Source organism: Desulforamulus ruminis DSM 2154 (assembly GCF_000215085.1).
GTDB classification, from domain to species: domain Bacteria; phylum Bacillota; class Desulfotomaculia; order Desulfotomaculales; family Desulfotomaculaceae; genus Desulfotomaculum; species Desulfotomaculum ruminis.
Genome location: NC_015589.1, coordinates 3,352,184 through 3,376,561, shown reverse-complemented (window position 1 = coordinate 3,376,561; position 24,378 = coordinate 3,352,184). Strand labels below are relative to the sequence as shown.

At 46.2% G+C, this 24,378-nt stretch carries 26 protein-coding genes; 22 read left to right on the top strand and 4 right to left on the bottom strand.

Going from position 1 to position 24,378, the window contains the following annotated elements; all coding sequences use genetic code 11:
• Positions 1-187 precede the first annotated feature (187 nt).
• On the top strand, positions 188-1,417 hold the full coding sequence (locus DESRU_RS16725; protein WP_013843268.1) for a BsuPI-related putative proteinase inhibitor: 1,230 nt from the start codon (positions 188-190) through the stop codon (positions 1,415-1,417).
• Between the two features lie 42 nt (positions 1,418-1,459).
• Here the strand turns inward: DESRU_RS16725 and DESRU_RS16720 are convergent, their stop codons facing one another.
• Positions 1,460-1,684 (bottom strand): FmdB family zinc ribbon protein, encoded by a 225-nt coding sequence (locus DESRU_RS16720; protein WP_013843267.1) that lies wholly within the window; start codon positions 1,682-1,684, stop codon positions 1,460-1,462.
• Between the two features lie 195 nt (positions 1,685-1,879).
• Between DESRU_RS16720 and DESRU_RS16715 the strand changes: the two genes are divergently transcribed.
• The 13 genes from DESRU_RS16715 (at position 1,880) to DESRU_RS16655 (ending at position 12,449) form a co-directional block, all read left to right on the top strand.
• On the top strand, positions 1,880-3,460 hold the full coding sequence (locus tag DESRU_RS16715; RefSeq protein ID WP_013843266.1) for an MBL fold metallo-hydrolase RNA specificity domain-containing protein: 1,581 nt from the start codon (positions 1,880-1,882) through the stop codon (positions 3,458-3,460).
• 18 nt (positions 3,461-3,478) lie between these two features.
• Complete coding sequence (gene pgeF / locus DESRU_RS16710; RefSeq protein ID WP_013843265.1) at positions 3,479-4,318, top strand: peptidoglycan editing factor PgeF; 840 nt, start codon at positions 3,479-3,481, stop codon at positions 4,316-4,318.
• Complete coding sequence (locus DESRU_RS16705; RefSeq protein WP_013843264.1) at positions 4,319-5,017, top strand: response regulator transcription factor; 699 nt, start codon at positions 4,319-4,321, stop codon at positions 5,015-5,017.
• A gap of 1 nt (position 5,018) precedes the next feature.
• On the top strand, positions 5,019-6,377 hold the full coding sequence (gene pnpS, locus DESRU_RS16700) for a two-component system histidine kinase PnpS (RefSeq protein ID WP_013843263.1): 1,359 nt from the start codon (positions 5,019-5,021) through the stop codon (positions 6,375-6,377).
• Between the two features lie 182 nt (positions 6,378-6,559).
• On the top strand, positions 6,560-7,315 hold the full coding sequence (pstB, locus tag DESRU_RS16695) for a phosphate ABC transporter ATP-binding protein PstB (RefSeq protein ID WP_013843262.1): 756 nt from the start codon (positions 6,560-6,562) through the stop codon (positions 7,313-7,315).
• Positions 7,316-7,374: 59 nt separating this feature from the next.
• Positions 7,375-8,031 (top strand): phosphate signaling complex protein PhoU, encoded by a 657-nt coding sequence (gene phoU / locus DESRU_RS16690; protein WP_013843261.1) that lies wholly within the window; start codon positions 7,375-7,377, stop codon positions 8,029-8,031.
• A gap of 218 nt (positions 8,032-8,249) precedes the next feature.
• Positions 8,250-9,113 (top strand): biotin/lipoyl attachment domain-containing protein, encoded by an 864-nt coding sequence (locus DESRU_RS16685; RefSeq protein WP_143758809.1) that lies wholly within the window; start codon positions 8,250-8,252, stop codon positions 9,111-9,113.
• A gap of 12 nt (positions 9,114-9,125) precedes the next feature.
• Positions 9,126-9,806, top strand: a complete 681-nt coding sequence (locus DESRU_RS16680) for a YggS family pyridoxal phosphate-dependent enzyme (protein WP_013843259.1) — start codon at positions 9,126-9,128, stop codon at positions 9,804-9,806.
• Between the two features lie 25 nt (positions 9,807-9,831).
• The gene (locus tag DESRU_RS16675; protein WP_041275856.1) at positions 9,832-10,260 is read left to right on the top strand and encodes a cell division protein SepF; all 429 of its coding nucleotides are present in this window, start codon (positions 9,832-9,834) and stop codon (positions 10,258-10,260) included.
• A 34-nt stretch (positions 10,261-10,294) separates the two neighbouring features.
• Positions 10,295-10,549 (top strand): YggT family protein, encoded by a 255-nt coding sequence (locus DESRU_RS16670; RefSeq protein WP_013843257.1) that lies wholly within the window; start codon positions 10,295-10,297, stop codon positions 10,547-10,549.
• Positions 10,550-11,338: a YlmH family RNA-binding protein gene (locus tag DESRU_RS16665; RefSeq protein WP_013843256.1), complete on the top strand. Its 789-nt coding sequence runs from the start codon at positions 10,550-10,552 to the stop codon at positions 11,336-11,338. It abuts the gene before it with no gap.
• A 219-nt stretch (positions 11,339-11,557) separates the two neighbouring features.
• Complete coding sequence (locus tag DESRU_RS16660) at positions 11,558-12,097, top strand: DivIVA domain-containing protein (RefSeq protein WP_013843255.1); 540 nt, start codon at positions 11,558-11,560, stop codon at positions 12,095-12,097.
• A 64-nt stretch (positions 12,098-12,161) separates the two neighbouring features.
• Positions 12,162-12,449 carry a DUF167 domain-containing protein gene (locus DESRU_RS16655; RefSeq protein WP_013843254.1) on the top strand — a complete coding sequence of 96 codons (288 nt, stop codon included), beginning with the start codon at positions 12,162-12,164 and terminating at the stop codon, positions 12,447-12,449.
• Between the two features lie 51 nt (positions 12,450-12,500).
• Here DESRU_RS16655 and DESRU_RS16650 read toward each other — a convergent pair whose 3' ends face one another.
• Positions 12,501-13,262, bottom strand: coding sequence for a class I SAM-dependent methyltransferase (locus tag DESRU_RS16650; RefSeq protein ID WP_013843253.1), 762 nt, complete (start codon positions 13,260-13,262; stop codon positions 12,501-12,503).
• A gap of 228 nt (positions 13,263-13,490) precedes the next feature.
• Here DESRU_RS16650 and DESRU_RS16645 point away from each other — a divergent pair, with 228 nt between their 5' ends.
• The 8 genes from DESRU_RS16645 (at position 13,491) to DESRU_RS16610 (ending at position 22,442) form a co-directional block, all read left to right on the top strand.
• Positions 13,491-14,090, top strand: a complete 600-nt coding sequence (locus DESRU_RS16645; protein ID WP_013843252.1) for a TetR/AcrR family transcriptional regulator — start codon at positions 13,491-13,493, stop codon at positions 14,088-14,090.
• Between the two features lie 101 nt (positions 14,091-14,191).
• Positions 14,192-14,905, top strand: coding sequence for a glycosyltransferase (locus DESRU_RS16640; protein ID WP_238446317.1), 714 nt, complete (start codon positions 14,192-14,194; stop codon positions 14,903-14,905).
• 198 nt (positions 14,906-15,103) lie between these two features.
• Positions 15,104-15,988 carry an alpha/beta fold hydrolase gene (locus DESRU_RS16635; RefSeq protein WP_013843251.1) on the top strand — a complete coding sequence of 295 codons (885 nt, stop codon included), beginning with the start codon at positions 15,104-15,106 and terminating at the stop codon, positions 15,986-15,988.
• 260 nt (positions 15,989-16,248) lie between these two features.
• Positions 16,249-16,875 carry a TetR/AcrR family transcriptional regulator gene (locus DESRU_RS16630; RefSeq protein WP_013843250.1) on the top strand — a complete coding sequence of 209 codons (627 nt, stop codon included), beginning with the start codon at positions 16,249-16,251 and terminating at the stop codon, positions 16,873-16,875.
• Between the two features lie 37 nt (positions 16,876-16,912).
• Positions 16,913-19,549: a PEP/pyruvate-binding domain-containing protein gene (locus DESRU_RS16625; RefSeq protein WP_013843249.1), complete on the top strand. Its 2,637-nt coding sequence runs from the start codon at positions 16,913-16,915 to the stop codon at positions 19,547-19,549.
• 265 nt (positions 19,550-19,814) lie between these two features.
• Positions 19,815-20,975, top strand: coding sequence for a DUF6765 family protein (locus DESRU_RS16620; RefSeq protein ID WP_337998895.1), 1,161 nt, complete (start codon positions 19,815-19,817; stop codon positions 20,973-20,975).
• Between the two features lie 37 nt (positions 20,976-21,012).
• Entirely contained in the window at positions 21,013-21,855 is an 843-nt protein-coding gene (locus tag DESRU_RS16615) for a VanW family protein (protein ID WP_013843247.1), read from the top strand.
• A 77-nt stretch (positions 21,856-21,932) separates the two neighbouring features.
• Positions 21,933-22,442 carry a GNAT family N-acetyltransferase gene (locus DESRU_RS16610; protein WP_013843246.1) on the top strand — a complete coding sequence of 170 codons (510 nt, stop codon included), beginning with the start codon at positions 21,933-21,935 and terminating at the stop codon, positions 22,440-22,442.
• A gap of 13 nt (positions 22,443-22,455) precedes the next feature.
• Here DESRU_RS16610 and DESRU_RS16605 read toward each other — a convergent pair whose 3' ends face one another.
• Together DESRU_RS16605 and DESRU_RS16600 are read right to left on the bottom strand one after the other, a co-directional pair.
• On the bottom strand, positions 22,456-23,142 hold the full coding sequence (locus DESRU_RS16605; RefSeq protein WP_013843245.1) for a response regulator transcription factor: 687 nt from the start codon (positions 23,140-23,142) through the stop codon (positions 22,456-22,458).
• Positions 23,139-24,317: a sensor histidine kinase gene (locus tag DESRU_RS16600; protein ID WP_013843244.1), complete on the bottom strand. Its 1,179-nt coding sequence runs from the start codon at positions 24,315-24,317 to the stop codon at positions 23,139-23,141. Before DESRU_RS16600 ends, DESRU_RS16605 begins: the two co-directional genes overlap by 4 nt.
• Between the last annotated feature and the right edge of the window lie 61 nt (positions 24,318-24,378).

The window sequence follows — 24,378 nt, the reverse complement described above, 5'->3', positions numbered from 1 at the left end:
GATATTTTCATTGTAATAGAAGGGGCAAATTATAGCAATGTTCGATTAAAATGTTCCTTCAGTGGGTTGTTGGATTTACGGGTATCGTCCATGCAGGTAAATAATGCCTTTTCTAAATTAGAACCTCCCGGCACCTTTCTTCATAAAATGTCTTAATAATGATTGCCGGAAAGGAAGGGAGAGAAAAATGGCCTCATATGTGGTTCAATCGGGAGACACACTTTTTCTCATTGCCGAAAGATTTAACACCACCATGGAAGAACTTCAGCGACTGAATAATATAGAAAACCCCAATATCCTTTTTGTGGGTCAGCAATTAACCGTGCCCGATACCGGGGCAGACCCCCAGACAAACTCTGAGTCAGAGTCCCAAACAACCTCCGCGTCAGAGTCTCTGGCAACCCCCGCATCAAACCTGGAGGTAAACTTGAACCAGGCAACGATTCAATATTCCAACATGATTAATCAGTTGGCGGGAAACCGGCCCTCCAGCACCCGGATAGTCAGCGGACTCCTTTATATTTTAACCCTGGACCAGCAGACCTACCGGCGGGGCCAACCGGTGCGCATGATTTTGTATAAAGTAAATATCAGCAACCGCTCCATCATTCTGCGCTATAACACGGGACAGCGTTTTGAATTTATCGTACGCAGGGCGTCAGACAACGCGGAGGTATGGCGGTATTCCAGAGGGCGGGGTTTTAGCCAGCAAACCGGAACTGTCACCATCCGGCCTAATCAGTATGCCATCTACCAGTATACCTGGAACCAAAACAGTAACCTGGGCCGCCCGGTGGTCGGAGGAGAGTTTATTTTGGAAGCCTTTAATGTGGCTCAGGGTTTAAGAAATGTTCCCATCCGCCTTCGTTTTAGAATTCAGGGAGGAATTGTAACCCCGACGCCAACTACTCCGCCGTCCATCCAGTGCACCGGGGATAACCAGGTTCGCAACCCCGGTTTTGAAAGCTGGGTGGATAGTATGAGACCCCGCAACTGGAGTTCCAGCAATGTTCGGCGGACCAATATTTCCCATAGAGGAAACTATGCCGCTGAGATGGGCTGGAATGCCCAGCAGGGTTCAACCTTATCTCAAGAATTTGCCATTACTCCGGGCAGCAACAGCCGGATCAGTTTCTGGGTAGCCGAGGATGTGGAAGGATCAAGGGCAGGAAACTTTACCCTGGGTGTTCAGGCCATTTTCCGCAACCGGCAGGGCGACGTGGTGGGTGTAGCGCCCCAGGGGCCTTTTTCACCGGCTGTGATTGAAGACGAGGCTTATGAGCAATTTACTTTTACCACCGGTAGAATTGCCGGCACGGCGGTTACCGCAGAAATTGTGTTTACTTTTACCCCCCGTACGGGCAATGTCAGCCGAATCCGTATTGATGATGTGGATTTTCGCTGCCTGAGCCTGTAAAGAAGTGTAATGAAATCCCCGGAAGGCCTAAGCCTCCGGGGATTAATGTTTGCAGGCGCTGCAGTTGCTGGAGGTACAGCTCTTGCAACTGTCGCCCCGGCTGCCGTAAAGGTTTCCTGGGTTATTCACCCGAAAGCCGGACATGACCCGGACGGGGGAGGAGGCCTGACAGGCCGGACAGGTCAGTTTTTCTCCCTTTTCTCCCAAGGAACATAACTTTTGAAAGCGGTGATTGCAGGATTGGCAGCGGAATTCATAGATGGGCATGATAGACACCTCCATATACAAGGGTTATTGCTACCGCTTATAATATAGTATAACATACATCTCGATTGCTTGGTCTGTTTAGCCTTTTCTTTGGCGGGTGGTTCTTTTATGTAAAAGTTTCTTATTAGAAAATAAGAGGTTTTATCGAAATTTGCAAGAAGTAGTGTTATAACATCAATGACGGGAGGTAATGCTATGTATCTACAATTTTTAGGAGCAGCCCAGACCGTTACAGGTTCCTGTTTTTTACTTGATACCGGAATGACCCGGCTGCTGGTAGATTGCGGCTTGTTTCAGGGTTCCAAGGAAGTAAAGGAACGCAACTACCAAAAGTTTCCCGTTAACCCGGCCACCATTGACTTTGTCTTGTTAACCCATGCCCATATTGATCATTGCGGGTTACTGCCCAAGTTTATTAAAGAAGGTTTTAAGGGCAGGGTCATTGCCACCTCCGCCACAACGGATTTATGCGGTATTTTGCTGCCGGACTGCGGCCACATTCAAGAGATGGAAGTTGAACGGAAAAACCGCAAATACCGCCGGCAAGGCCGTAAGACCATTGAACCCATTTACACCGCCGATGACGGAGCCGGTGCATTGAAATTTTTTGAGCGGGCAAATTACAATGAGATTATACCCATCAGCCCCGATGTAAAAATTCGTTTCCGGGATGCCGGGCATATATTAGGATCTTCCAGTGTGGTCGTTTGGGTCTCTGAAAACGGCAAAGAAACCAAATTAAATTTTTCCGGGGATATTGGCAACATCAATCAACCCTTTATCAAGGACCCGCACCAGTTCAGCGAAGCCGATTATGTCATCATGGAATCCACCTATGGCAACCGGTCCCATGAGGATATCGATAATAAAGAAGAACTGTTGCGCCAAGCCATTGTAGACACTTATGAAAAGGGTGGGAAGCTGTTGATCCCTGCTTTTGCCACCGGCAGGACGCAGGATGTCCTGTACAGTATTAACCAGTTGTCCATAAAAAATGCCATCCCCAAGATACCCATTTATATTGACAGCCCCATGGCTGTGGCAGCCACGGAAGTATTTAAAAAGAATTATAATATTTGCGATGACGAAGTAAACGATTTAGTCAATAAAGGCTGCGATCCCCTGGCTATGCCAAACCTGAGAACAGCCTTGACCATGGAAGAATCCCAGCGGTTAAACTACCTTACCGGAAGCTACGTCATTATTTCCGCCAGCGGCATGTGCGACGCGGGAAGAATTAAACACCACCTGCGGCATAACCTGTGGCGCTCCGACTGTACGGTTTTATTTGTGGGTTACCAGGCAGAAGGCACCCTGGGACGAAGAATTCTCTCCGGCGAAAAAACCGTGCGTATTCATGGCGAGCAGGTGGCGGTAAAGGCTGAGATCCGTCACATCGACGGATTTTCCGCCCATGCGGACCAGTCCGGCCTGCTGGACTGGGTGAAGAATTTTAACAATCGGTTAAAGAAAGTTTTTGTGGTTCACGGAGAGCCCACGGCTTCCGGCGAGCTGGCCCGTTTAATCCGTGAAACCGGAGTGGAGGCCTATATTCCGGGGTGGCTGGAGAAAGTGGAATTAACGCCCGTTACTTCCGTACAGCCCCCCGCTGTACTGGTGGACACCTGGAAGAATATTCATCAAAAAATGGAAAAGGTGGTTCAAGGGGGCCTTACTCCCGCCAAGTATTCGGTATTGCTCCGCCAGATGGCCGAGCTGGAGGCCCAGTTGAACGAGGCTGTAGCGGATGAGGACACACTTCCTAAAATCGGGTAATTTGTTGGAGGTGTCAGAATGCAAGGGGTTACCCTTAAAGCAATAGGAGACTTCTCCTATGTGCAATTTAATTCCTTTACCCGTGGTGATTGGATCACCCATGGATTTACCTGCCGTACAGGGGGGATGAGTTCATCTCCCTTCGACGGCTTGAATATGGCTCTGCATGTGGGGGATGATCCGGAGCATGTCCGGGCCAACCGGGCCCTGGCCTGCCGCTCCCTGGAAATGGAGCCCGCAGAACTGGTAGCCGGCGTCCAGGTCCATGGCAGCCGGGTACAAATGGTAACCCGGGAACACCGGGGCAGAGGGGCTTTGGACTACGCCACCGCCCTCCCGGACACCGACGCCCTGGTGACCAATGTGCCGGGGGTCCCTTTGTCCAGCTATTATGCGGATTGCGTACCGGTTCTTTTGTTTGACCCGGTTAAGGTGGTGGTTGGACTGGCCCATGCCGGCTGGAGGGGGACGGTGCAGCGCATTGCCGGTGCGGCCCTGGAAAAAATGTGCAATGAATTTGGTTGTGATCCGCAGCATGTTCTGGCGGGCATCGGCCCCTCCATTGGTCCCTGCTGCTACCGGGTGGATGCACCGGTGCAACAAGCCTTGGCCGCAAGTTTTTCCTACTGGCGGGAACTGCTTAAACCGGTGGGACCGGAAAACTGGCTGCTGGACTTATGGGAAACCAACCGCAGGACCTTGCTGGACGCGGGAGTGCTGCCCGAGAATATCACCTTGGCTAAAATGTGTACCGCCTGCCGACCGGACCTTTTCTTCTCCTACCGGACATCCGGCGGGAATACCGGCCGCATGGCTTCTCTGATTATGATTAAGCCAAAAACCGGGGAGGATCAATAAATGCCCAAAATTCTGGTTGTGGATGATGAACTGCCAATCCGTGAATTGGTCAAGTATAATCTGGAACGGGAGGGTTTTCAGGTTTTACTGGCTGAAGAGGGAAACAGCGGGGTAGAACTGGCTAGAAAAGAAACCCCCGACCTCATTGTGCTGGACATTATGCTGCCCGGACAGGATGGTCTGGCGGTTTGCCGCGCGTTGCATCAGGAAGAAGTCACCCGTTCCATTCCCATCATTATGCTCAGCGCCCGGGGAGAAGAATTGGACAAAGTGCTGGGACTGGAAATGGGGGCGGACGACTATATGACCAAGCCCTTCAGTCCCAGAGAATTAATTGCCAGGATCAAAGCGCGGCTGCGCCGGAATACCGGGGATACCACAGTAACGGAGGAATCGGGCCGAATTGCGGTGGGCAAACTGGTGATCGATCAGGACCGCTTTATGGTTTCGGTAAACGGCGTGAAACAGGATCTCACGCCCAAAGAGTTCGAACTGCTGCGTTATTTGGCCAGGCACCCCGGAAAGGTTTTTACCCGGGATTTTCTACTGGAGCAGATTTGGGGCTATGATTTTGCCGGGGATTCCCGGACGGTGGATGTTCACATCCGTCATATCCGCCAGAAGCTGGAGCAGATTGCCGGAGCTCCCCAGTTTATTGAGACGGTCCGGGGAGTGGGCTATCGTTTTAAGGAGGCTTAAAGTGCTTAGAGGGATTCGCCAGCGGACCATAGCCAGTTATATTATCCTTTTTTGTATTTTTATCCTGCTCTTTTTCCTAAACCATTTTTATGTCATTAACGTGTTTACCGTCCTGCTGGGATGTTTTTGGGCCACCTTTTTTATTTGCTGGTTTACCACCAGACGTTTAATTGAGCCCCTGGAGCAGATCACTTCGGTGGCCCAGGAGATGGCCGGAGGAATTTTGGACACCGAGATCCGGGTGGCCGGGGATGAAGAGATTGATGAACTGGCCTGGAGTATTAATTACATGGCCCGGGAACTCCGCAAAAATCTTTTTACCATAACCGAAGAGCGAAACCGCGCCCGGGCCATACTGAACAGTATGGCCGATGGTGTTATTGCCCTGGATAAGAACGGTACGATCATTTTGATTAATCCTGCTGTGGAAAAACTGTTAAAGGTTAAAGAGACCGAAACCCTGGGTCGGGAGTTAATCAAGGTGGTGCGAAACTACGAATTGGATGAACTGTTTAACCGGGCTTTGCAAAGCCGGCAGGCGGTATTAAGCAACGAACTGCAGATGCTGACCCCTGAGCCCAGGTTATTCAGGGTCCATGTCACACCCATTAACGGCAGTAACGGCGAAAAAATGGGGGTGGTGGGACTGCTGCGGGATGTAACTCAACGGCGCAAACTGGAAAAAATGCGCACCGAGTTTGTGGCCAATGTGTCCCACGAACTGCGGACCCCTCTCACCTCCATCAACGGCTTTATGGAAACCCTGCTGGACGGCGCCATTGATGATCCGGTGATCGCCAGGCGCTTTTTAGAAATTATGAACACCGAATCCAACCGCCTTTCCAGGCTGGTGGATGATCTGCTGCAGTTGTCAAAACTGGAGTACCGCAAGGGGAATTTAAATAAACAGCCGGTAAACCTGACCGAAGTGATCAGAGACACGGTAGAAGTATTCAAAAACCGGGCGGCGGAGAAAAACCTGAGCTTTACGTCGGACATCCCGGAATTGCCCGAAGTGCCTGGGGATCAGGGCCTTTTGGTACAGGTGATGGTCAATCTGGTGGACAATGCCATTAAATATACCCCCGAGGGAAATTCCGTGACCGTGGGCGCTTCCTTTGACGGGCAACAGATCCGTGTCTTTGTAAAGGACACCGGTATTGGTATTCCTGAAGAGAGCCTCTCCAGGGTATTTGAAAGATTTTACCGGGTGGATAAGGCCAGGAGCCGGGATGTGGGCGGAACGGGTCTGGGTTTGTCCATATCCAAGCACATTGTGGAAGCGCACGGCGGGAAGATCTGGGCGGAAAGCCATTCCGAAGGGAGCACTTTTATTTTTACCCTACCCCTGGGCCAGTGACCACCAGGGAATTTTACTAATTAACGTTATTTTAACATTGGGACAATAAACGGATAACATGACACTGATACACTTTGAGAAGTGTCAATTGAGATGGAAAAGTGACAATCTTTTTATGATTGCTTTTCTGCAAGCCTTTAACCTCATTTCCCACGCTCATTTCTCAAACAGGAGGTAGCAGGGTGGCCCAAAAAATAACGGTTAGAAATTTGAACTTGTTTTATAGCGGTTTACAGGCCTTAATGAACATAAATTTAGATATTGAAGAGAAAAAGGTTACGGCGCTCATTGGACCCTCGGGCTGTGGTAAATCCACTTTTCTACGGACCTTGAACCGGATGAATGATTTAATCGAAGGGGTAAAGGTCGAAGGCCAGGTTCTATTGGATGGTGAGGATATTTATCTTCCCGAGGTTGACGTGGTGGCTTTGCGCAAGCGGGTGGGCATGGTTTTTCAGAGACCCAATCCTTTTCCCATGACCGTTTATGAAAATGTTGCCTACGGTCCCCGCATCCACGGTTTGCGAGACCGTCATAAGCTGGACGAAACAGTGGAGAGCAGCCTCAAGGCGGCTGCTTTATGGGGGGAAGTAAAAGACCGCCTGCATAAAACAGCCCTGGGGCTATCCGGCGGGCAGCAGCAGCGCCTTTGTATTGCCCGGCTGCTGGCAGTGGAACCGGATGTGGTGTTGATGGATGAACCCACCTCGGCCCTGGACCCCATTTCCACCCTAAAAGTGGAAGAACTGATCCGGGAGTTAAAAAGCAAGTATACCATTGTCATTGTAACGCACAACATGCAGCAGGCCGCCAGGGTTTCAGACAGTACAGCCTTCTTCCTGAATGGCGAGCTGGTTGAGTTTGGCGATACCGAGCTGATCTTTACCGGACCGAAGGATAAACGGACCGAAGACTACATTACCGGAAGATTTGGCTAGATTTAAATAATCAATTAGTGTATGATACTAGAAAACTTTTAGCTAAAGGGGGTTTTGTCTTGGCCATCCGTCAATCCTTTGATAAAGCGCTGGCAGAGTTACAACAGGATGTGCTGCGTATGGGCAGCGTGGTGGAAAAGTCCATTTATAATTCCGTCAAGTCACTGGCCACCCAGGACCCCATTTTAGCAGGTGAGGTCATCGAAGGGGACGATGTGGTTGACCGGCAGCGTTATCAAATTGAGGATAAGATTATTAAGATTATTGCCACCCAGCAACCCATGGCCAAGGATCTAAGGATCCTGATCACCGGCATTCGCATCATTATGAGTCTGGAACGCATGGCCGATCATTCGGTGGATATATCCCGGGTTACCATGTGCCTGGTGGACCAAAAATTGATCAAACCCCTGGTGGGCATTACAGCCATGGCCAAATTGGCTCAGCAAATGGTGAAGGATGGCTTGGACGCCTATGTTCATTCCGACCCGGAGAAGGCCCGGGAGATGTGTGAAGCGGATGATGAAGTGGACCACATTTACCACCAAACCTTCAAACATCTGGTGGCCCATATGAGAAGAGACCCTGAGACCATCGGGCAGGCCACTTATCTGTTGTTTGTCGCCAGATACCTGGAACGCATTGCGGACCATGCCACCAACATTGGCGAAGCGGTTATTTTTCAGGCCACCGGGGAATGGAAAGAATTAAATTGATAAAAAAACGCCCTAAAGGGCGTTTTTTTTACAAAGGAATTCAAACTCAATCGTCGAAGTGAATTAGATGGAAATATTTCCTTATGAGGGTGGTGGCGGAAGTTTCAGCTTATAAACGGAGGCTGCCTGAGAACAAAAAAAACCGCAAATTCAAAAAAAGCCGGTTCTTCCTTGGCTTAATTATAATCGCTCTTTGCCTTTACTTACTCTGGGGGTTGGTGCTTGGAGTCAGAGGGCTGGTTTTAAAGGCGGCCTTACGTGCAGAGAATTTATACCCGCAGGTTGTTTCCCAAACCATTTCCGGTGAGGGACTTTTGATAAAACAGGAATATTTAGTTACCGCTCCCTTAAAAGGGACGCTAAAATTCACCATTGCAGACGGGGAACGGGTTAAATCCGGCTCAACCCTGGGCGTTTTAACGGCTACCAGCCTGGAGTCAACCAGCGGGGTTAGCGAACAGGCTATAAAAGCTCCCGCCAGCGGGGTTTTCAGCCGGCATATTGACGGCTTGGAAACCATACTGCTTCCCAGCACGCTGGATGTTGTGGAACTGCCCAGTTTGGATAAAATAGAAAACGAACCCCAAACCATGGAAGCCGGACCGGTAGATAAGGGCCAAGCCTTGGCCAAAGTGGTGGATAATCTGGCACCCATTTATGTTTATGCGGTTTTGCCTGAATCTGAACTGAAAAAAATGAAAGAAGAGGAACAAACCTACCTGAAACTGCAGTGGCGGAGTCAAGCCCTGGAAGCAAAGGTAGAAAAGTTTATACAAGGAAAGCAGACAGAAGTTTTACTATCGATAAAAAATTACCCGGATGAACTGGTGCATCAACGGCGGATCACTTTTACCACGGCTACCGGCAGCCTGGAAGGCTTATTAGTGGATGAAGAATCCCTGGTGCTGAAAGAGGGTAAAACCGGGCTGTTCCAGGTATGGAAAGGAATCGTCCGCTGGGTTCCTGTGACGGTTGAAGGCCGGCTGAAAGGAAAAGCAGCGATCCAGGGCCCGGAGATTCAACCGGGTATACGTTATATTGTAAATCCTGCCTTGGCCAGAGAAGGGGACAGGATTAAGTAAGGCGGGATGGATGTGAGTATTGCCGACAATCTGATGGCCGTTCAAAGGGAGGTCACCGGCGCGGCCCTAAAGGCTGGCAGAAATCCGGACAGCGTTCAAATCATTGCTGTTACCAAAAATGTTGCAGTTGAGAGAGCCAAAGAAGCGGCTGCGGCAGGATTTTTGCATTTAGGGGAGAACAGGGTACAAGAACTTCAACATAAAGCCCCCCTGATTCCGGGGGTGCGGTGGCATTTGATCGGTCATCTGCAATCCAACAAGGTGAAATATATGATTGATAAGGTTCATCTGGTGCACTCCCTGGACCGCTGGTCACTGGCTGTGGAATTGGACCGCAGGGCCAGGGAGCAGGACCGGGTGATGCCGGTTCTGGTACAGGTGAATGTGGCCGGGGAAGAGACCAAGTTTGGCCTACAGGTCAGTGAGGTTCGGGATTTTGTTATGGACGCGGCCGACTTAAAAGGGATTCAAATTCAGGGGCTCATGACCATTGCTCCGCTGGTTGAAAATCCGGAGGAAGTCCGACCGGTTTTTAGGGAGACGAAAAGGATTTTTGACCGTTTGCGAGAGATTCCCAGGGTTCAGATGGAGCAGCTTTCCATGGGTATGACCAACGATTATCCGGTGGCCATTGAAGAAGGGGCTACCATGGTAAGAATTGGCACGGCAATTTTTGGGAGACGTGAGTATTAAAAGGGGGTTGGGAAAGACTGTGGGAATGATGGACAAGTTTTTACACTTTATCGGCTTTGAAGAAGAAGAACCTTCTGAAAAAAGATCTGTCCGGGAACCTGAAGAACAGGAAGAATTTAACCCGCAACTGAAAAAGAAAAACGCTCAGGTTGTAAGCCTGCACTCCGGCCGGCAGTTGAAGGTTGTGGTCTGTGAGCCGCTATCCTTTGATGATGCCCAAAATATTGCCGATAATCTTAAAAACCGCAGGGCTGTGATTGTGAATCTGGAAAAAGCCGGGGCGGATCAGGCCCGCCGTCTTATTGACTTTATCAGCGGAACCACCTTTGCCTTGGGAGGAAATTCGCAAAAGGTCGGCCAGGGAATCTTCTTGTTTGTACCCAATCATATTGACATAGCCAATGACCTGACGAGGGAAAATAGAGACAAAAGCATTTTTTCCTGGGCTAAATAATTTTTCCGCTTTAGAAAACTGAATGGGGTGAACCATGAATACTATCAGAGCTTTTATTGACGTTGCCTTTTGGGTCTACGAGACCATGTTAATTGTTCGCATTATTCTTTCCTGGTTCCGTCTTAATCCTTATAACCCGGTGATTCGCTTTCTCTACGAAACCACCGATCCTTATTTAAATATTTTCCGCAGAGTAATCCCTCCCATCGGCATGGTGGATATATCCCCGCTGCTGGCCTTTTGGGTGCTGCATCTAATCCGGGGATTTGTTGTGGGGCTGATGCGTTAAATGAAGCTCAATCGAGACTCCTATATCGGTCATATCCGGGATCAAGAGGAAAAAGCGCTGTTGGCCAGAGTGCTGGACAGGGTGGAAACCCTATTGAAAAATCACCGGTGTGTTTTAACGAATTTTCATGACCCGTATCATACGGGTCTCATCATTTCTATGCTGGAGAGAATTCCCGGCCTTGATTTTGCCGCTGGCGGCGGTTACCCTACGGCTGAACGGGTAAGGATCGCCCTCTTCCCGGATTATCTGGATGAAAGCCAGGTAAACTTTGAACTGGTTCTCCTGGCTGTGGAAGGGAATTTTAAAATGGTTAAGACCACCCACCGGGACTTTTTAGGGTCTATCCTGAGCTTGGGTATTAAGAGAGAACTGATTGGGGATATTCTGATCACTCCAAGGGGCTGCCAGGTGATCGTAGCCCGGGAAGTTGCTTCTTACCTCAGGGCTAATCTTACGAAAGTTCACCGGGTAGGGGTAGAGGTCAGGGAAATCGGCTTCGAGGTACTTTCTTTACCGGAGGTAACGATAAAGGAAATCCGCACCACCGTGGCTTCCCTGCGGCTGGACGCCGTCGCCGCCGCCGGTTTTGGCATGTCCAGGAGCCGTATGGCCAGAGAAATTCAGGCCGAGAAATTAAATCTTAACTGGTGCGGTTCTGAGGTATCTGCGATGGTGCAGGAGGGAGACATGCTCTCCCTGCGAGGGCGAGGACGGGTTGAAGTGGCGGAAGTTAAAGGCAGTACCAAAAGTGGTCGAATTAGTATTGTATTAAAGCGTTTCCTTTAGGATAGTCTTACGGATACTGCGTACGGGTCCTGTTGCTAGCCTTAAGGGTACTGCTTATGGGTCCAGTTGTTAGTATACAGGTATTTCTTTTGGAGTTGATCTAGAATAGGACCCTTTAGGAATACCTCATAGGCCGGCAACAGGACCCGAGAGCACTGCTAATAAGTCTAACAACAGGACCTCAAAGAAAAGCAGAATGAGTCTTAGGGAGGTGTCGGGATGTCCGTATTAACGCCCATGGAAATTGTGAAAGAGTTCAGCCGCTCCATCCGGGGTTACGATGTCAAACAAACGGATGCATGGCTGCAAAAGGTAAAAGAGAGTTACGAAATACTTTATGTGGAAAACCACGAGCTAAAGGAGAAACTGGCTAAAAATGAGGGCAATTTAACCCAATACCGGGACCTGGAGGATGCCCTGCAAAAGACCCTGGTGATGGCTCAGAAGAGCGCCGAAGATATGCGCGGCAATGCGGAGAAGGAATCCAAGATGATGCTTGAACAAGCTGAAATGACGGCTCAGTTGGTAAAACAGCGGGCGGAGGAAGAGGCTGAAAAAGTGCTGCATGAGGCTACCCAAAAAGCCGAGGAAATGGTTAAAGTGGCTGAAGAGAGGGTGGGCAACATCCTGGAGGAATACCGGCGCATGGAAAAACAGGCCCATGTTTTCCGGATTAAATTTAAGGCCTTTCTGGAGGCCCAGTTGGAAATGATGGAAGGGAACCTGACTGTGGATGAGGACGACGAACAAACAGCCTAGGTCAGTGAGCCTTGCTGCCGACTGTTGAAAGCATTCCCTTGGGTCTTTAATTGGAGTTGATACTTTGGTGGAGATCAAACAAGACGGAAACGGCGTGGTTTTCCGGGTAAAGGTCCAGCCCCGGGCGTCTAAAAACGGTCTGGCCGGAGATTTGGCAGGGGTTTTGAAAATCAGGCTTACGGCACCCCCGGTGGACGGAGCGGCCAACGAAGCCTGCTGCAAATTTTTAGCGGAGATTTTTGCTACGGCCAAGTCCAACGTTGAAATTCTCTCGGGACACACCGGACGCAACAAACTCATCCGGGTTGCGGATGTTACGGTCCAGCAGGCCCGGGCGTTACTGGAGAAATAAAAAACATGGTTTTAGCCTGTCTGTTTTTACTCCAAGACAGGCTTTTATATATTATTCCTTTAATCCCATAACTCTAATTCTTTTATAATCTGCATACCAGTGTCCATTGATAAACTGCCTTTGATAAAGCTTCTTTTCTACTTTGCCAATGATATCTCCCCGGACCTCCGCCGGAACAACTGCCAATAAATTGTTGCCGAACATATGAATCCAATCTTTTATGCCGTCTTTGTCATCCACCAGTTTGGTTGGCCTGGCAAAGTAGGTGGCATAGGTAACGGTAAATCCCGTTTGTTCCATAAGGCTTGTATACTCTCCTATGGTGGGAAAGTACCAGGGGAAATCCTGATCAGCAAATGAATATCCGGCTTCCCGAATGGACGTAATGATTGCATCCGTAACGGTTTTTACATTGTCCTTACCGCCAAATTCAGCCACAAATCTTCCTTTTGGCTTGAGAACGGAATAGACTTGTGCCAATAATCTTTGAGATTCTTTTATCCAATGAAGGGTGGCATTGCTGAACACACCGTCAAAATTCCCATTGAGATGAAGATTGACAGCATCCATCACTTTAAATTCAATGTTAGGATATTTCTCTTTTGCTTTATGAATCATATTTTCAGAGGCATCAATGCCGATTACCTCGGCTCCCGAATGGGTTATTTTATTGGCTAAATCTCCGGTGCCGCAGCCTAAATCCAATATACGTTCGTTTTTTTGTGGTCTTAGCAAGTCAATCAGCTCTGAACCGTACTCCGATACAAAATTATGTTTATGATCATAAAAATGAGAATCCCAATGATGACTCATGAAAATCACTCCTATTCATCATCTTATAAAGCATATTTTAAGAGTTTAAAGCCACTGTGTCTAGTTTATTGCGTTTTATAGCCGCTCCCTTCAAAAAACACCTCCGCATTGGAAGAACCGCTTGTAAAATAGAATAGGAATCGGTATACTTATATTTATACCGAACGTTCGGTATAATAATTTTAATAAAAAATATAAATTTAAAGGAGAGCATAATAAAAAGACATTATGAGTAAACGCAGACTTGAAGGAGAGCAAACAAAAAAACATATCATAAACAAAGCTAAAATCTTATTCGCCCAGAAGGGCTACGCCGGCACCTCGATTGAAGACATCTGTGCCGCTGCCGAGTGCAGTAAGGGCAGTATCTATTACCATTTCAAGAACAAAGAGGAATTATTTCTTTACCTGGCAGAACAAACTTTTAAGGAATCTTGGGAGCAATGGGAAAAAATATCCTCTCAATGTGAATCCGTTACTGAGAAGCTTTATGGTTTCGGTGATTATTTTGTTAGTACGCTTCAACGTCCACTAAATAAAGCGGGAGAAGAGTTTATAAGCAGAGTGGGAGCGGACTCGGAAATAGGTCAAAAATTTTTCGCTATTATGAACAACTTCATGAAAGATTTTGAGAAATTAGTGTCAAAAGGGATCAGTAAAGGAGAATTCAAAAAAGAAGATCCAAAGGAACTGGCTTTTATTATCCTTAGTTTCTACTCAGGACTAAGTGATAGCTATCTCTTTATGGATAAGGAAGCCATGAAAAGGTTATTTCAAAAAGGGACTACCCTGTTGTTACAAGGTATCAGTAATTCTAAAGAAACATAATTTTTTTAATATTTATTATACCGGACGGTCGGTATACATGGCTAAATAATTACTTTAAGGAGATGATGTCGATGGAAGCAAACCAGTAACATCTTCTATCAATGAAAGCGTGGGAAGACGAGAAATTAAAGATTTTGGCCTTAGTTGATTATTATTGGAGGGGGAGGAGGGATGGTTTTATGCATGTAAACAACCCGTATCTTGGCTTTGATGCTCAAAAGAAAATTAAATTTTCAGTGGTAATACCAGCTCATAATGAAGAAAAGTATTTGGGAAGATGCTTGGATTCCATTATGGCGGCATCGGCGTCTTATAAAGACCAAGTGGAAGTAATCGTGGTATTAAATCGTTGTACTGATCGGACCGAAGAAATTGCGGCGTTATACAATTGCATTACAGTAAAGGAGGATAGCAGGAACCTTTCCAAAATCAGGAATGCCGGGGCTAAAGCTGCCAGAGGGGAAATTATAGTTACTATCGATGCCGATAGCTGGATGTCGGATAATATGCTAACGGAGATTGAAAGACTGTTAATGATGGAAATTTATATTGGCGGTGGTGTTGCGGGGAGGTTTGAAAGAGTATCATTGGGAATAATCGTATCCGCTTTAGTACTAATAATCCCGTTAGTTATAAAATATGGGTGGGGTATATCCGTAGGAATTTTTTGGTGTTATAAAAAGGACTTTCAGGAAATAAATGGATTTAATGAGAATCTTCTAATGGCCGAGGATGCTGATTTTGCAATGCGGTTAAAAAAATGGGGTAAAGAGTGTGTGGGAAAAAGTATGGGACTATTACCAAAGCAAAGATGATGACATCATGCAGGAAATTTGATATGTATGGGGACTGGTGCTTATTAAACCCGAAAATCGTTTTGGCCTATCTCAAAGGAACCAACCGACAATATGCAGACCGCTTATACTATGACGAAGAAAGGTGATAAAGATTTTCATCCAATTGTTTTTTACAAAGGAATGTTCGATGATGAACACGGAGGAGGTGAATCATAAATGGTTAAAAGGTTTAAAAGTCTGGAAGGCAGGCAATTAATTTATGAGTCTTATAATAGATTGTTAAATTTATGGGAAGTTTCTATCGATGAAATAGATCTTGATACGATGTATGGTAAAACCCATATCATTCTGTCAGGAAACAAGGAAAAACCTCCTTTATTGCTTTTCCACGGTTCCGGTGATAATTCGGCAATCATGTGGTTTCTAAACGCAAAAGAATTAGCAAAGCATTTTTATATCGTGGCTGTGGATTCTTTTGGGGGAGCAGGAAAGAGTGAGCCTAACGAGAGTTATCTTAAAACATTTGACCCGACTTTATGGCTGGATAACCTATTAGACTCCATGAATATTCATGTTACAAATATTGCTGGAATATCATACGGTGGTTACATGACACTAGCGTATACAGCTAAAAGACCTGATCGGGTAAATAAGGCTGTTTGTATGGCCGGCTATCCGCCTGTAAAAGGTATAAAATCTTTTCTTATAATGATAAGAAGTTTAAAGGTTTTCTTTCCTGAAATTTTAAATCCCACGGATGAAAATGCAATGAAACTACTAAAAAAACTATGTAGTCCTAATTTTAATGAATCTTTACTAGATAACGAGATGTTGAAGCATTGGAGTTATATATTGAAATATAGCAGAGTAGAAAAAAATAAGACATCGGCAGCTTTTGATGAACAGGACATGTCCCTATTTCGGGATAAAGCATTATTCCTCATTGGGGAGTTCGATAGGGCGGTATATCAACCGGCAGTTATAAAAATACTTAAGGATTATAATTTAAATTATAAAATTGTAAAAGATACCGGGCATACCATTAATCACGAAAGGCCGGAGCTGATTAACAGAGAAATTATTGATTTTCTTGCAACATAAATGTGCCATGCTGTTACCTTGCAGGTTGCTAATTTCTCTATTTTATAAAATTAAAGGGAGTGTCGCTGGCTACTAAAGTAGTTCTGCGACATTCCTTTTTCATTTAACAATCTTGACCCCATTTCGACATAAAAGAACATTCTTTTTTTTGCCAGTAAATGGGTACTTTTTCTTGTGGGGAAAAATTTATCATGATAAAATATACTATAACTATTATTAAACTTGGTTCAATAATATACTTAGTTCATAAGAGGTGAAATATGAAACCAATCATAGGAAACAGAACAGAACGGAAGAAGGAGGAAACCCGGAAAAGAATTATTGCTGTTGCCATGGAGCTATTTATTAAGCAGGGGTTTGAACAAACAACGGTGGAGCAAATAGCGGAAGAAGCCGACTTGGCCAAAGGAACCATCTACAACCACTTTCCGGTCAAAGAAGCCATTCTTTGCGAATATGTACAAAGAAGGATCAAGGAACAGGGACCATTGGCACTCAACGAATTAAAACAACTGCCGGATACCCGGTCACGGCTGATTGCCGCACTCCATAAAACCCTGGAGTGGATGCAGGTTCAGTTGAACAACGACATTTATGAAAAATATTTTATTTACCGCATGCAGACAATCGTTCAGTCCATAGAGGATAAGCGCCGGAGAAGCGGTGTCAGTCATATCCTGGAACAGATTGTGGAGTTGGGTAAGGAGACCGGGGAAATCAGGCAGGATGTACCTACCAAGGTTCTTGCCGGCTACCTGGAAACCATTAGCAGTTTTACGGCCATTGGCTGGGTAACGAGGCCGGAGTGCTTTTCCATCTATGAAGCCATTGACATGAATGTAGATATTTTTCTGAGTGGGGCAAGAAAAGAAGATAACCAGAAATAAAGGGTTGGATTTGTTTGTTACCGGGGGGAGGATGACCATGGAAAAAAGTTGCGGCACATTATTTCTTCGTTGGCCCGCTGCCTTTCAAGCCGGGAGCAAAGTGGCCGGGGGAAAGGGGTGGAATCTAGGCAGGCTTGACCGGTATGGATTTACGGTTCCTGCCGGGGGAGTTCTTGGGGCTGCTGCCTATCAAGATTTTGTTGAAAAGAATCATCTATTTGAATCCATAGAAACCGTTAAACAAACTGTAACCGTGGATAATATCTGGCAAAAGGGGATAGATGAAGGACTTTTTTCGCTAAGGGAAAAAATCAAGAACGGCTGTATTTCCCCCTATATCCGGGAAGAACTAATTTTAAAATTAACCAATATCGGCATCCTGGAAAAACCGGTGGCCGTCCGGTCTTCGGCCACTGTCGAGGATACGGACGGAGCGTCCTTTGCCGGCATTCACCAATCGTTTTTAAATGTCCGGGGAATAGAAAACATCCTGTGCGCCATTAAGGAGTGTTATGCCTCGCTTTGGACACCCCAGGCCCTTGCCTACCGGCGGAAAATGAAAATTCGAGAGGATGAAGTGATTCCCGCGGTGGTGATTATGGAAATGGTGGAAGCGACGGCTGCCGGTGTCGGCTTCACCTGCGATCCCTGGACCGGACGGGAAGATGTTTTGGTTATCCAGGCCAATTTTGGTTTGGGTGAAAGTGTGGTAAGCGGCACGGTTGAGCCGGATGAATACCGTCTAGACTCTGAGTGTGAGATAACGGAGAAAAGAGTTGGCCGTAAAAAAGGGAAGAGTGTTGCCGGGGAAAAGGGAGGAACGAAATTTGTTGAGTTTACTAAGGCATCAACCAGTCAAGTTTTAAGGGATGAAGATATTCGTCAATTGGGTCTGCTGATACAACGGGTTTACGAGGCCCTTGGCCTGGATGGTCAGCACCAGGATATTGAGTGGGTATTTGACGGTCGAAATTTTAGTCTGGTCCAGGCTCGACCGGTGACGGCTCTGGCCAGATATATCTACGCCGAAATAAAACATCAGCCGGATATATGGTCCAATGCCAACTTCAGGGATGGAATACCCATGGTTCAGTCCACCCTCAACTGGAGCCTAATGAGAGAGGACCTTAACTTAATGCTCAATGCCCCTGCTAAAGCGATGGGTTATCCGGGGCTCCCAGGTTTACAACATGTCCGGTTATACCAGGGCCGGGCCTATTTCAACCTTTCTCTTCAACAATGGCTTTGGCATGATACACTGGGTGTGGCGCCACGGGATGTTAACGAGAATTACGGAGGGCATCAGCCGGAAATAGAAATTAAAGACAGGAAATCTCATGATAAAAAGCATTTTATAAAAGGCAAATATCTGCTGAAATTAATTCTTACAGGGCAAAAAAGTGCAAAAAAAGCAAAAAAATCTTTTGTTAAAATAGATCAGTTCACCAAGGCGTTATTAAAAGAAAAGCTTGGCAATCTAACAGAAAGCCAATTAAGCAATAAAGTTGCGGAGATTAGAAATGCGTCTATGGATTTTGCTCTGGTATTTATTTTTTGCGCCAATGCTTCCATGAAACCCCTTGAAAAAGCCCTGGATAAGTCTTTCCCCGGAAAAGGGAAAGCCATGGCCACCGCTCTGATGGCCGGGAAGGGGGACATAACCAGCGCGCAGCATGGCTACCGCCTGCTGGAAATGGCCGAAATTGCCCGCGGGGATAACGCTGCCCGGAGGTTTTTTTCCGGTGATCCCTTTGATCCTCTGGAGTGGGAAAAAGAATTGCCCGAGAAATCACCATTTAAACAATCCTTTCGGGACTTCCTGATTGAATTCGGGCACCGGGGAGTTTACGAAATGGATATTATCAATCCCCGCTGGCGGGAAGATCCTTCTTATCTTCTGGAGTTCATCAGGAGAACCCTGGAAACCGCCGATCTCCACAGGATAAAGGCCGGTCAAATGGAAAAAACGGGCCGGCTATGGCAGGAAGTTAAGCGGAAAGTACCGATCCACAGGCGAATATTCATCCATTACATGCGGCAACAAGTTATAAAGAGCTCCGAGATCAGAGAAATGGCCAAGTCTGTGTTTATCAAGCTCTTTGAGTCTGAGCGATTAGTCTTTCAGGAGATCGGCCGACGACTGGCAGGGAGAGGGATTCTCCCGGAACCTGATGATATCTTTCATTGCACTTACAGAGAAGTGGTTTCCATTCTGAACGGGAACTGGGATGGAAAAGGATTAAATCTACTGGCGTGCGATCGTAAAGTGTGGAGAAAAGAGATGGAGAAACTTCCAGCCCCCGATGTGATTATTAATGAGGCGCCTGAGTTTGCGGAAGCTGTCATCGGCAGTGCCGGCAACGCTTTAACCGGCCTGGGAGTGGCTGCGGGGAAGGCTTCCGGTACCGCAAGATTCATTCATCATCCCGGGGAAGGAGATAAACTGCAAAACGAGGAGGTGCTGGTGGCGCCGTCTACGGACCCCGGCTGGACTCCGCTGTTCTTGAAAGCGTCCGCGATTGTAATGGAAACCGGGGGATTTTTATCTCACGGGGCCATTGTTGCCCGGGAGTACGGGATCCCGGCGGTGGTTAACATTCCGGGCGTGAGGAAAATGATCAAGGACAGTCAGCTTATTACGGTGGACGGTGATGAGGGAAAGGTCTACTTGTAATTAACCTTTTACAGGATTGATTTATCAACTATGAAAGGGAAAAGATCGCGGGCCACTGCCGGTGATCTTTTTAATTATATTTATAAAATAATTATTATTTAAATTTATAGAAGCCTATCCCTCAGGAAGAAAAACAGCCTCAACGAAATGAGTTTAATAATATGATGAATATAAATAATTAAACAGAGGGTTTTTGTTTATAGAAAAAGAAATTACCTATATATTGAATATAAAAAATAGTCAAGAAAAGAATTTCTGAACTGTACTGAGAAGCAGAAAGATTATTTATAGTAGGAACTGGGGAGGGCGATCAATCAAAAGGGATGCTCATTATTATGCAATTTTAGCCTTCTGCCAGGCCTGCGGGTTTAAAAAGGAGGCTGCTTACCAGGTGGCCTATGCCTCTCAGTTTGTGGACGATGCCAAAGTCAATCATATTGTTTTAAAAGAAAATACCCATCTTGAGCATGATCGGATTGATAACAAACCTTCTTTTTTTAACATGGCCACCTGTCATTCTTATTTCCGCATTAAGACCTTTAACTATGAGGCGATGATCAACAATACCACGGCCTTTCATTTTGTACCCGGATGTAAGGGAGAAAACTTCTCCCGCAAACTTCGTTGTGCTAAAGAATCCCCGGTCATTTTAGACCTCTTGCAAGAGGTTCTCCAAAAGGATGATTTAATTAAGCTGGGGATTGTTTTACATGTGTACGCAGACAGCTATTCCCACCAAGGCTTTTCAGGCATCTTAAGCAAGGTGAACGATATTAAGGAATGCAAAGTGAAAACAAAAGGCCTGCCGGTATTCTTCGATAGAGTGATTCAATTATTGAAACGATTAGACCGGAACAGATATGAAGCCTTTTTTGATTCGGCCGTACCCGCCTACGGTCATGGCCAGGCCCTGGATTATCCGGACTGTCCCTACTTAACCTGGTCTTATCAATATGACTATAGCGATGAATTCCGGGGCTCCTATAAAAGGGTAGAAATCAATAATCCCAAGAGGTATAAACAGGCCTTTACCAAAATACAAAAGCACTTGAAGGCCTATTTAGAGAACCATCCTCAATATCGGGATACAGAGATCGGTTTCCAGGACTTTGATATTCTAATGGATGCGCTGGTAGCTAAAACCACCGACGGCAGCAGAGAAAGGAATTGGCGCAAGCTGCTTATGGCCCAAGGGCTGTTTGGTATAGGCGATTTAGACTGGATTACTTACGACGATACAAGATGGCTGCGGGAGGCCTTTGCCAATTTTGAAGCAAAGAAATTTCATGAGAGGAAGGTAGAAGAGGTTGAATTGGCGGATGGCTTTGCCAATTCCCACTGGTATCGATTTTATTTGGCCGTTAAATGGTACAAAAGCAGATTCTTTCAATATTGCACAAAGTACCAATTGGTTATTCCACGTTAATTTATAGGAAATTCATTTAAAATGGGAGTAGTGAATGATGGCTTTGAACGATGTTCATCCTGCAAAGCAGCCGGTAAACCGGTCGAAGCTTCGAATGTTTCTGGGAAGGCTGTATTTTACCGGACTTCGTTACATCCGCTGGACATTCAACCGGTCTGTTAAATATGCTGCAGCGGTTTCCAAAACCTCCCTGCCGCATTTAGTAGCACGGCATAACACTCCACTATACCGCCCCCTTCGGAATGTGGATAGATGGCTCCAGGAAAACAAGGTCACCAACCTGCGGTTGGCTGCGGAGAAAATGAACGGGCTTATCCTTAGACCCGGGGAGACCTTTTCCTTTTGGCGCTTGGTAGGAAAACCCACCAGGAGAAAAGGCTTTCTGGAGGGAATGGTTCTGGCCAACGGATCCTTTTACCCTGGAGTGGGCGGGGGACTCTGCCAGCTTTCAAATCTCATTTATTGGCTGGCCCTCCATACGCCATTAACGGTTACTGAGCGGTGGCGGCATACCCATGATGTATTTCCGGACGGGAATCGCACCCAGCCCTTCGGCAGCGGAGCCACGGTAGTATACAATTACATTGACTTGCAGATAAAGAATGAGACGCCTTTTCATTATCAATTGCGGGTATGGCTGGAGGAGACAAATTTGCAAGGGGAATTTCGCTGCGAAAACCCCTCACCTTACCAATACGAGGTCTACCAAAAGGATCATTTAATTACCCTGGAGTGGTGGGGCGGATACCTGCGCCACAATATAATCCGGCGCAGGGTATTTGATGCTGAAAATAACCTGATTGGCGACGACTATATTACGGAAAACCACGCCATTATGATGTATGAACCGATGCTGTCAAGGGATTCCGGCTCACTGTAATGAGTTCCTTGAATTCTAAACTTCACTCCTGTAATGGGTCTGACTAAAATTTTAAAACAAGAATAGGGAGAAGAAAAATGAAGATTAGATATGCAACCGTTGGGGATGAAAAATATATTGCAGACGTTATTATAAACACCTGGAAAGTGGCTTATCGAGGAATTGTGTCGGATGACTTTTTACTTTCCTTGACCCCAGAAAAACATGAAAAGCTGTTTAAGGAGAGCCTGAGTAAGAAAATTGGAACAACCCTGGTGCTTGAAGATCGTGAAGGAAAGATTGTGGGAATGGCCTCGGGGGGAGCAGAGCGTTCCGGTGAATTTGACTGTGAAATTGTAGCCCTATATATTCTGCCGGGCTACCAGAAGAAGGGGTATGGCAAGCAGCTATTCAAAAAGCTGGTCCAAGAATTTAAAGCAAATGATTTTACATCCATGATAATATGGACCTTCAAAGCAAACAAGGATCTGCAATTTTACAAAAGACTAGGGGGTGTAATAAAAAAAGAGACAACCCATTTGATTGGAGAAAAGGAAATACCCATTGTGGGATTCTTTTGGCACAATACTTATGACCTTTGTCTATAAAAAATTCGGCCACCTAGGAATTAAAGCGGTAGCCGGTACCCCACAGGGTTTCAATAAATTCCGGGTTGGCCGGGTCCTTTTCAATTTTTTTACGGATTTTTTGAATATGAACCGCCACCGTAGCCGTATCCCCGCAATATTCGCTGCCCCATAGGGTATCAAAAAGGTGTTCTTTGGTAAAAACAATGTTTGGATTTGCCGCTAAAAAGACCAGCAAGTCGTACTCTTTTGCTGTCAGTTGAACCTCTTTGTCATTCACAAAGACCTTGTGAGATGCCGTGTTGATTTCCAATCCCTTGTACTGTAGCAGCTCCGAAGCCAGGGTAGGGCCCTTAAGGCGCTCATATCTCCGAATATGAGATTTGATTCTGGCCACCAGTTCCGCAGGACTAAAAGGTTTGGTCAAATAGTCGTCCGCCCCGATATCCAACCCCCTGATTTTATCAATCTCTTCGCCCTTGGCCGAAACCACCAGGACCGGAATCTCCAGTTTTTTCCTAACCTCCCGGATAATTTCATAGCCGTCTTTATTGGGCAGCATCAAATCAACCACCACCACGTCGTATAACCCCGAAACAGCCTTTTTCAGACCTTGAAGTCCATCCTGAACAATTTCCGATTTAAAGCCGTTTAACTGAAGATAGTCCCGCTCCAGCTCGGCAATATCCAAATCATCCTCAATAATCAAGATGCGTTTCATGTACTAACCTCGCTCTCGTGGTTCATTAAAATGGGCAGACGGATGGTAAAGCAGGTGCTCTCTTTTTCAACACTGGAAACGGTAATTTTTCCTCCATGGGCTTCCACCAGTTCCCTGGCGATGGCCAGGCCTAAACCGGTGCTTACAAAATCTTTGGTCCGTTCGGTATCAATACGGTAAAAGCGATCAAAAATAAAGGGCAGTTTTTCCCGGGGGATACCCGGTCCGTTATCTTTGATACCAATGGCTATGTCATTCTCTTGCCGGGACAGTTCCACCTCGATGGACAAGTCGTTTTCAGGTCCGTGATGAACCGCGTTATGCAGGACATTATTAATGGCCTGATAAAATCTTTTGCCGTCAAGATGTACCAAATAGTCTTGATCCAGTTTAGCGGTATATTGAAAATGAATTTTTCTTTCTGCAAAGTTAAATTCATATTCTTCCATTAAATCATTCATAAAAGCCAAAATGGACACTTTTTCAAATTTAAAATCTAATTTCTGCATATCCAGCTTTGAAAACAAGAGGAGATCGTCAATAAGTTTATTGATATAAACGGTATTTTGATAAATGGTTTTCAAATATTTATGCTTGTGCTCCAAGGGTTTGGCGGTTCCGTCTAAAAGGGCTTCAATATATCCTTGAATGGAGGTGATGGGCGTTTTCAGGTCATGGGAAATATTGGCGACTAAAGCTTTGCGATTCTCTTCATATTCCGCCTTTACTTTTTCACTTTCATACAATTTTTGGGCCATTTCATTGAATGAAACGATTAATATGCCAAGATCATTGGGTCCGGTGCAGTTTATTTTGATGTTGTAGTTTCCCCGGGCAATTTCATCCAAGCCTTGTTTTAATTCCTCAATGGGTTTAAATATTCTTTTTTCCAAACGAGAAAGAAGGAGGAAGCTCATCATTTCTTTAGCCGTGATTAAGGCAGCCACAAAGAGTCCGATGCCTTTGAACCCTCCCCAGCTAAACAACAGATAAAGAATGATTACGTTGAATAAAATAAAAGCCACCCGGCCGTAGCGAAAATACCCGTGGTAACGATGGAATTCCCGGTGATGCCGGTGGAACTGATCATGCATTTCATGGAAATCATAAGGTTTTCGTTGATTCAGCCGATCTCGAAAGGCGTGCCTAAAATGACGGTTCCTGCGTCTAACCATACGTATCACCCTGCTGATCTTTCTTCCCAAATGTTGCTTGTGGTATGAAAAAGAATTTAAC

Excerpts from the sequence above, each read along its gene's own strand:
- DESRU_RS16725 (WP_013843268.1), top strand. The coding sequence starts at position 188 with ATGGCCTCATATGTGGTTCAATCGGGAGACACACTTTTTCTCATTGCC.
- DESRU_RS16720 (WP_013843267.1), bottom strand. The coding sequence starts at position 1,684 with ATGCCCATCTATGAATTCCGCTGCCAATCCTGCAATCACCGCTTTCAA.
- DESRU_RS16715 (WP_013843266.1), top strand. The coding sequence starts at position 1,880 with ATGTATCTACAATTTTTAGGAGCAGCCCAGACCGTTACAGGTTCCTGT.
- pgeF (WP_013843265.1), top strand. The coding sequence starts at position 3,479 with ATGCAAGGGGTTACCCTTAAAGCAATAGGAGACTTCTCCTATGTGCAA.
- DESRU_RS16705 (WP_013843264.1), top strand. The coding sequence starts at position 4,319 with ATGCCCAAAATTCTGGTTGTGGATGATGAACTGCCAATCCGTGAATTG.
- DESRU_RS16675 (WP_041275856.1), top strand. The coding sequence starts at position 9,832 with ATGATGGACAAGTTTTTACACTTTATCGGCTTTGAAGAAGAAGAACCT.
- DESRU_RS16670 (WP_013843257.1), top strand. The coding sequence starts at position 10,295 with ATGAATACTATCAGAGCTTTTATTGACGTTGCCTTTTGGGTCTACGAG.
- DESRU_RS16665 (WP_013843256.1), top strand. The coding sequence starts at position 10,550 with ATGAAGCTCAATCGAGACTCCTATATCGGTCATATCCGGGATCAAGAG.
- DESRU_RS16660 (WP_013843255.1), top strand. The coding sequence starts at position 11,558 with ATGTCCGTATTAACGCCCATGGAAATTGTGAAAGAGTTCAGCCGCTCC.
- DESRU_RS16650 (WP_013843253.1), bottom strand. The coding sequence starts at position 13,262 with ATGAGTCATCATTGGGATTCTCATTTTTATGATCATAAACATAATTTT.
- DESRU_RS16645 (WP_013843252.1), top strand. The coding sequence starts at position 13,491 with ATGAGTAAACGCAGACTTGAAGGAGAGCAAACAAAAAAACATATCATA.
- DESRU_RS16640 (WP_238446317.1), top strand. The coding sequence starts at position 14,192 with ATGAAAGCGTGGGAAGACGAGAAATTAAAGATTTTGGCCTTAGTTGAT.
- DESRU_RS16635 (WP_013843251.1), top strand. The coding sequence starts at position 15,104 with ATGGTTAAAAGGTTTAAAAGTCTGGAAGGCAGGCAATTAATTTATGAG.
- DESRU_RS16630 (WP_013843250.1), top strand. The coding sequence starts at position 16,249 with ATGAAACCAATCATAGGAAACAGAACAGAACGGAAGAAGGAGGAAACC.
- DESRU_RS16625 (WP_013843249.1), top strand. The coding sequence starts at position 16,913 with ATGGAAAAAAGTTGCGGCACATTATTTCTTCGTTGGCCCGCTGCCTTT.
- DESRU_RS16615 (WP_013843247.1), top strand. The coding sequence starts at position 21,013 with ATGGCTTTGAACGATGTTCATCCTGCAAAGCAGCCGGTAAACCGGTCG.
- DESRU_RS16610 (WP_013843246.1), top strand. The coding sequence starts at position 21,933 with ATGAAGATTAGATATGCAACCGTTGGGGATGAAAAATATATTGCAGAC.
- DESRU_RS16605 (WP_013843245.1), bottom strand. The coding sequence starts at position 23,142 with ATGAAACGCATCTTGATTATTGAGGATGATTTGGATATTGCCGAGCTG.
- DESRU_RS16600 (WP_013843244.1), bottom strand. The coding sequence starts at position 24,317 with ATGGTTAGACGCAGGAACCGTCATTTTAGGCACGCCTTTCGAGATCGG.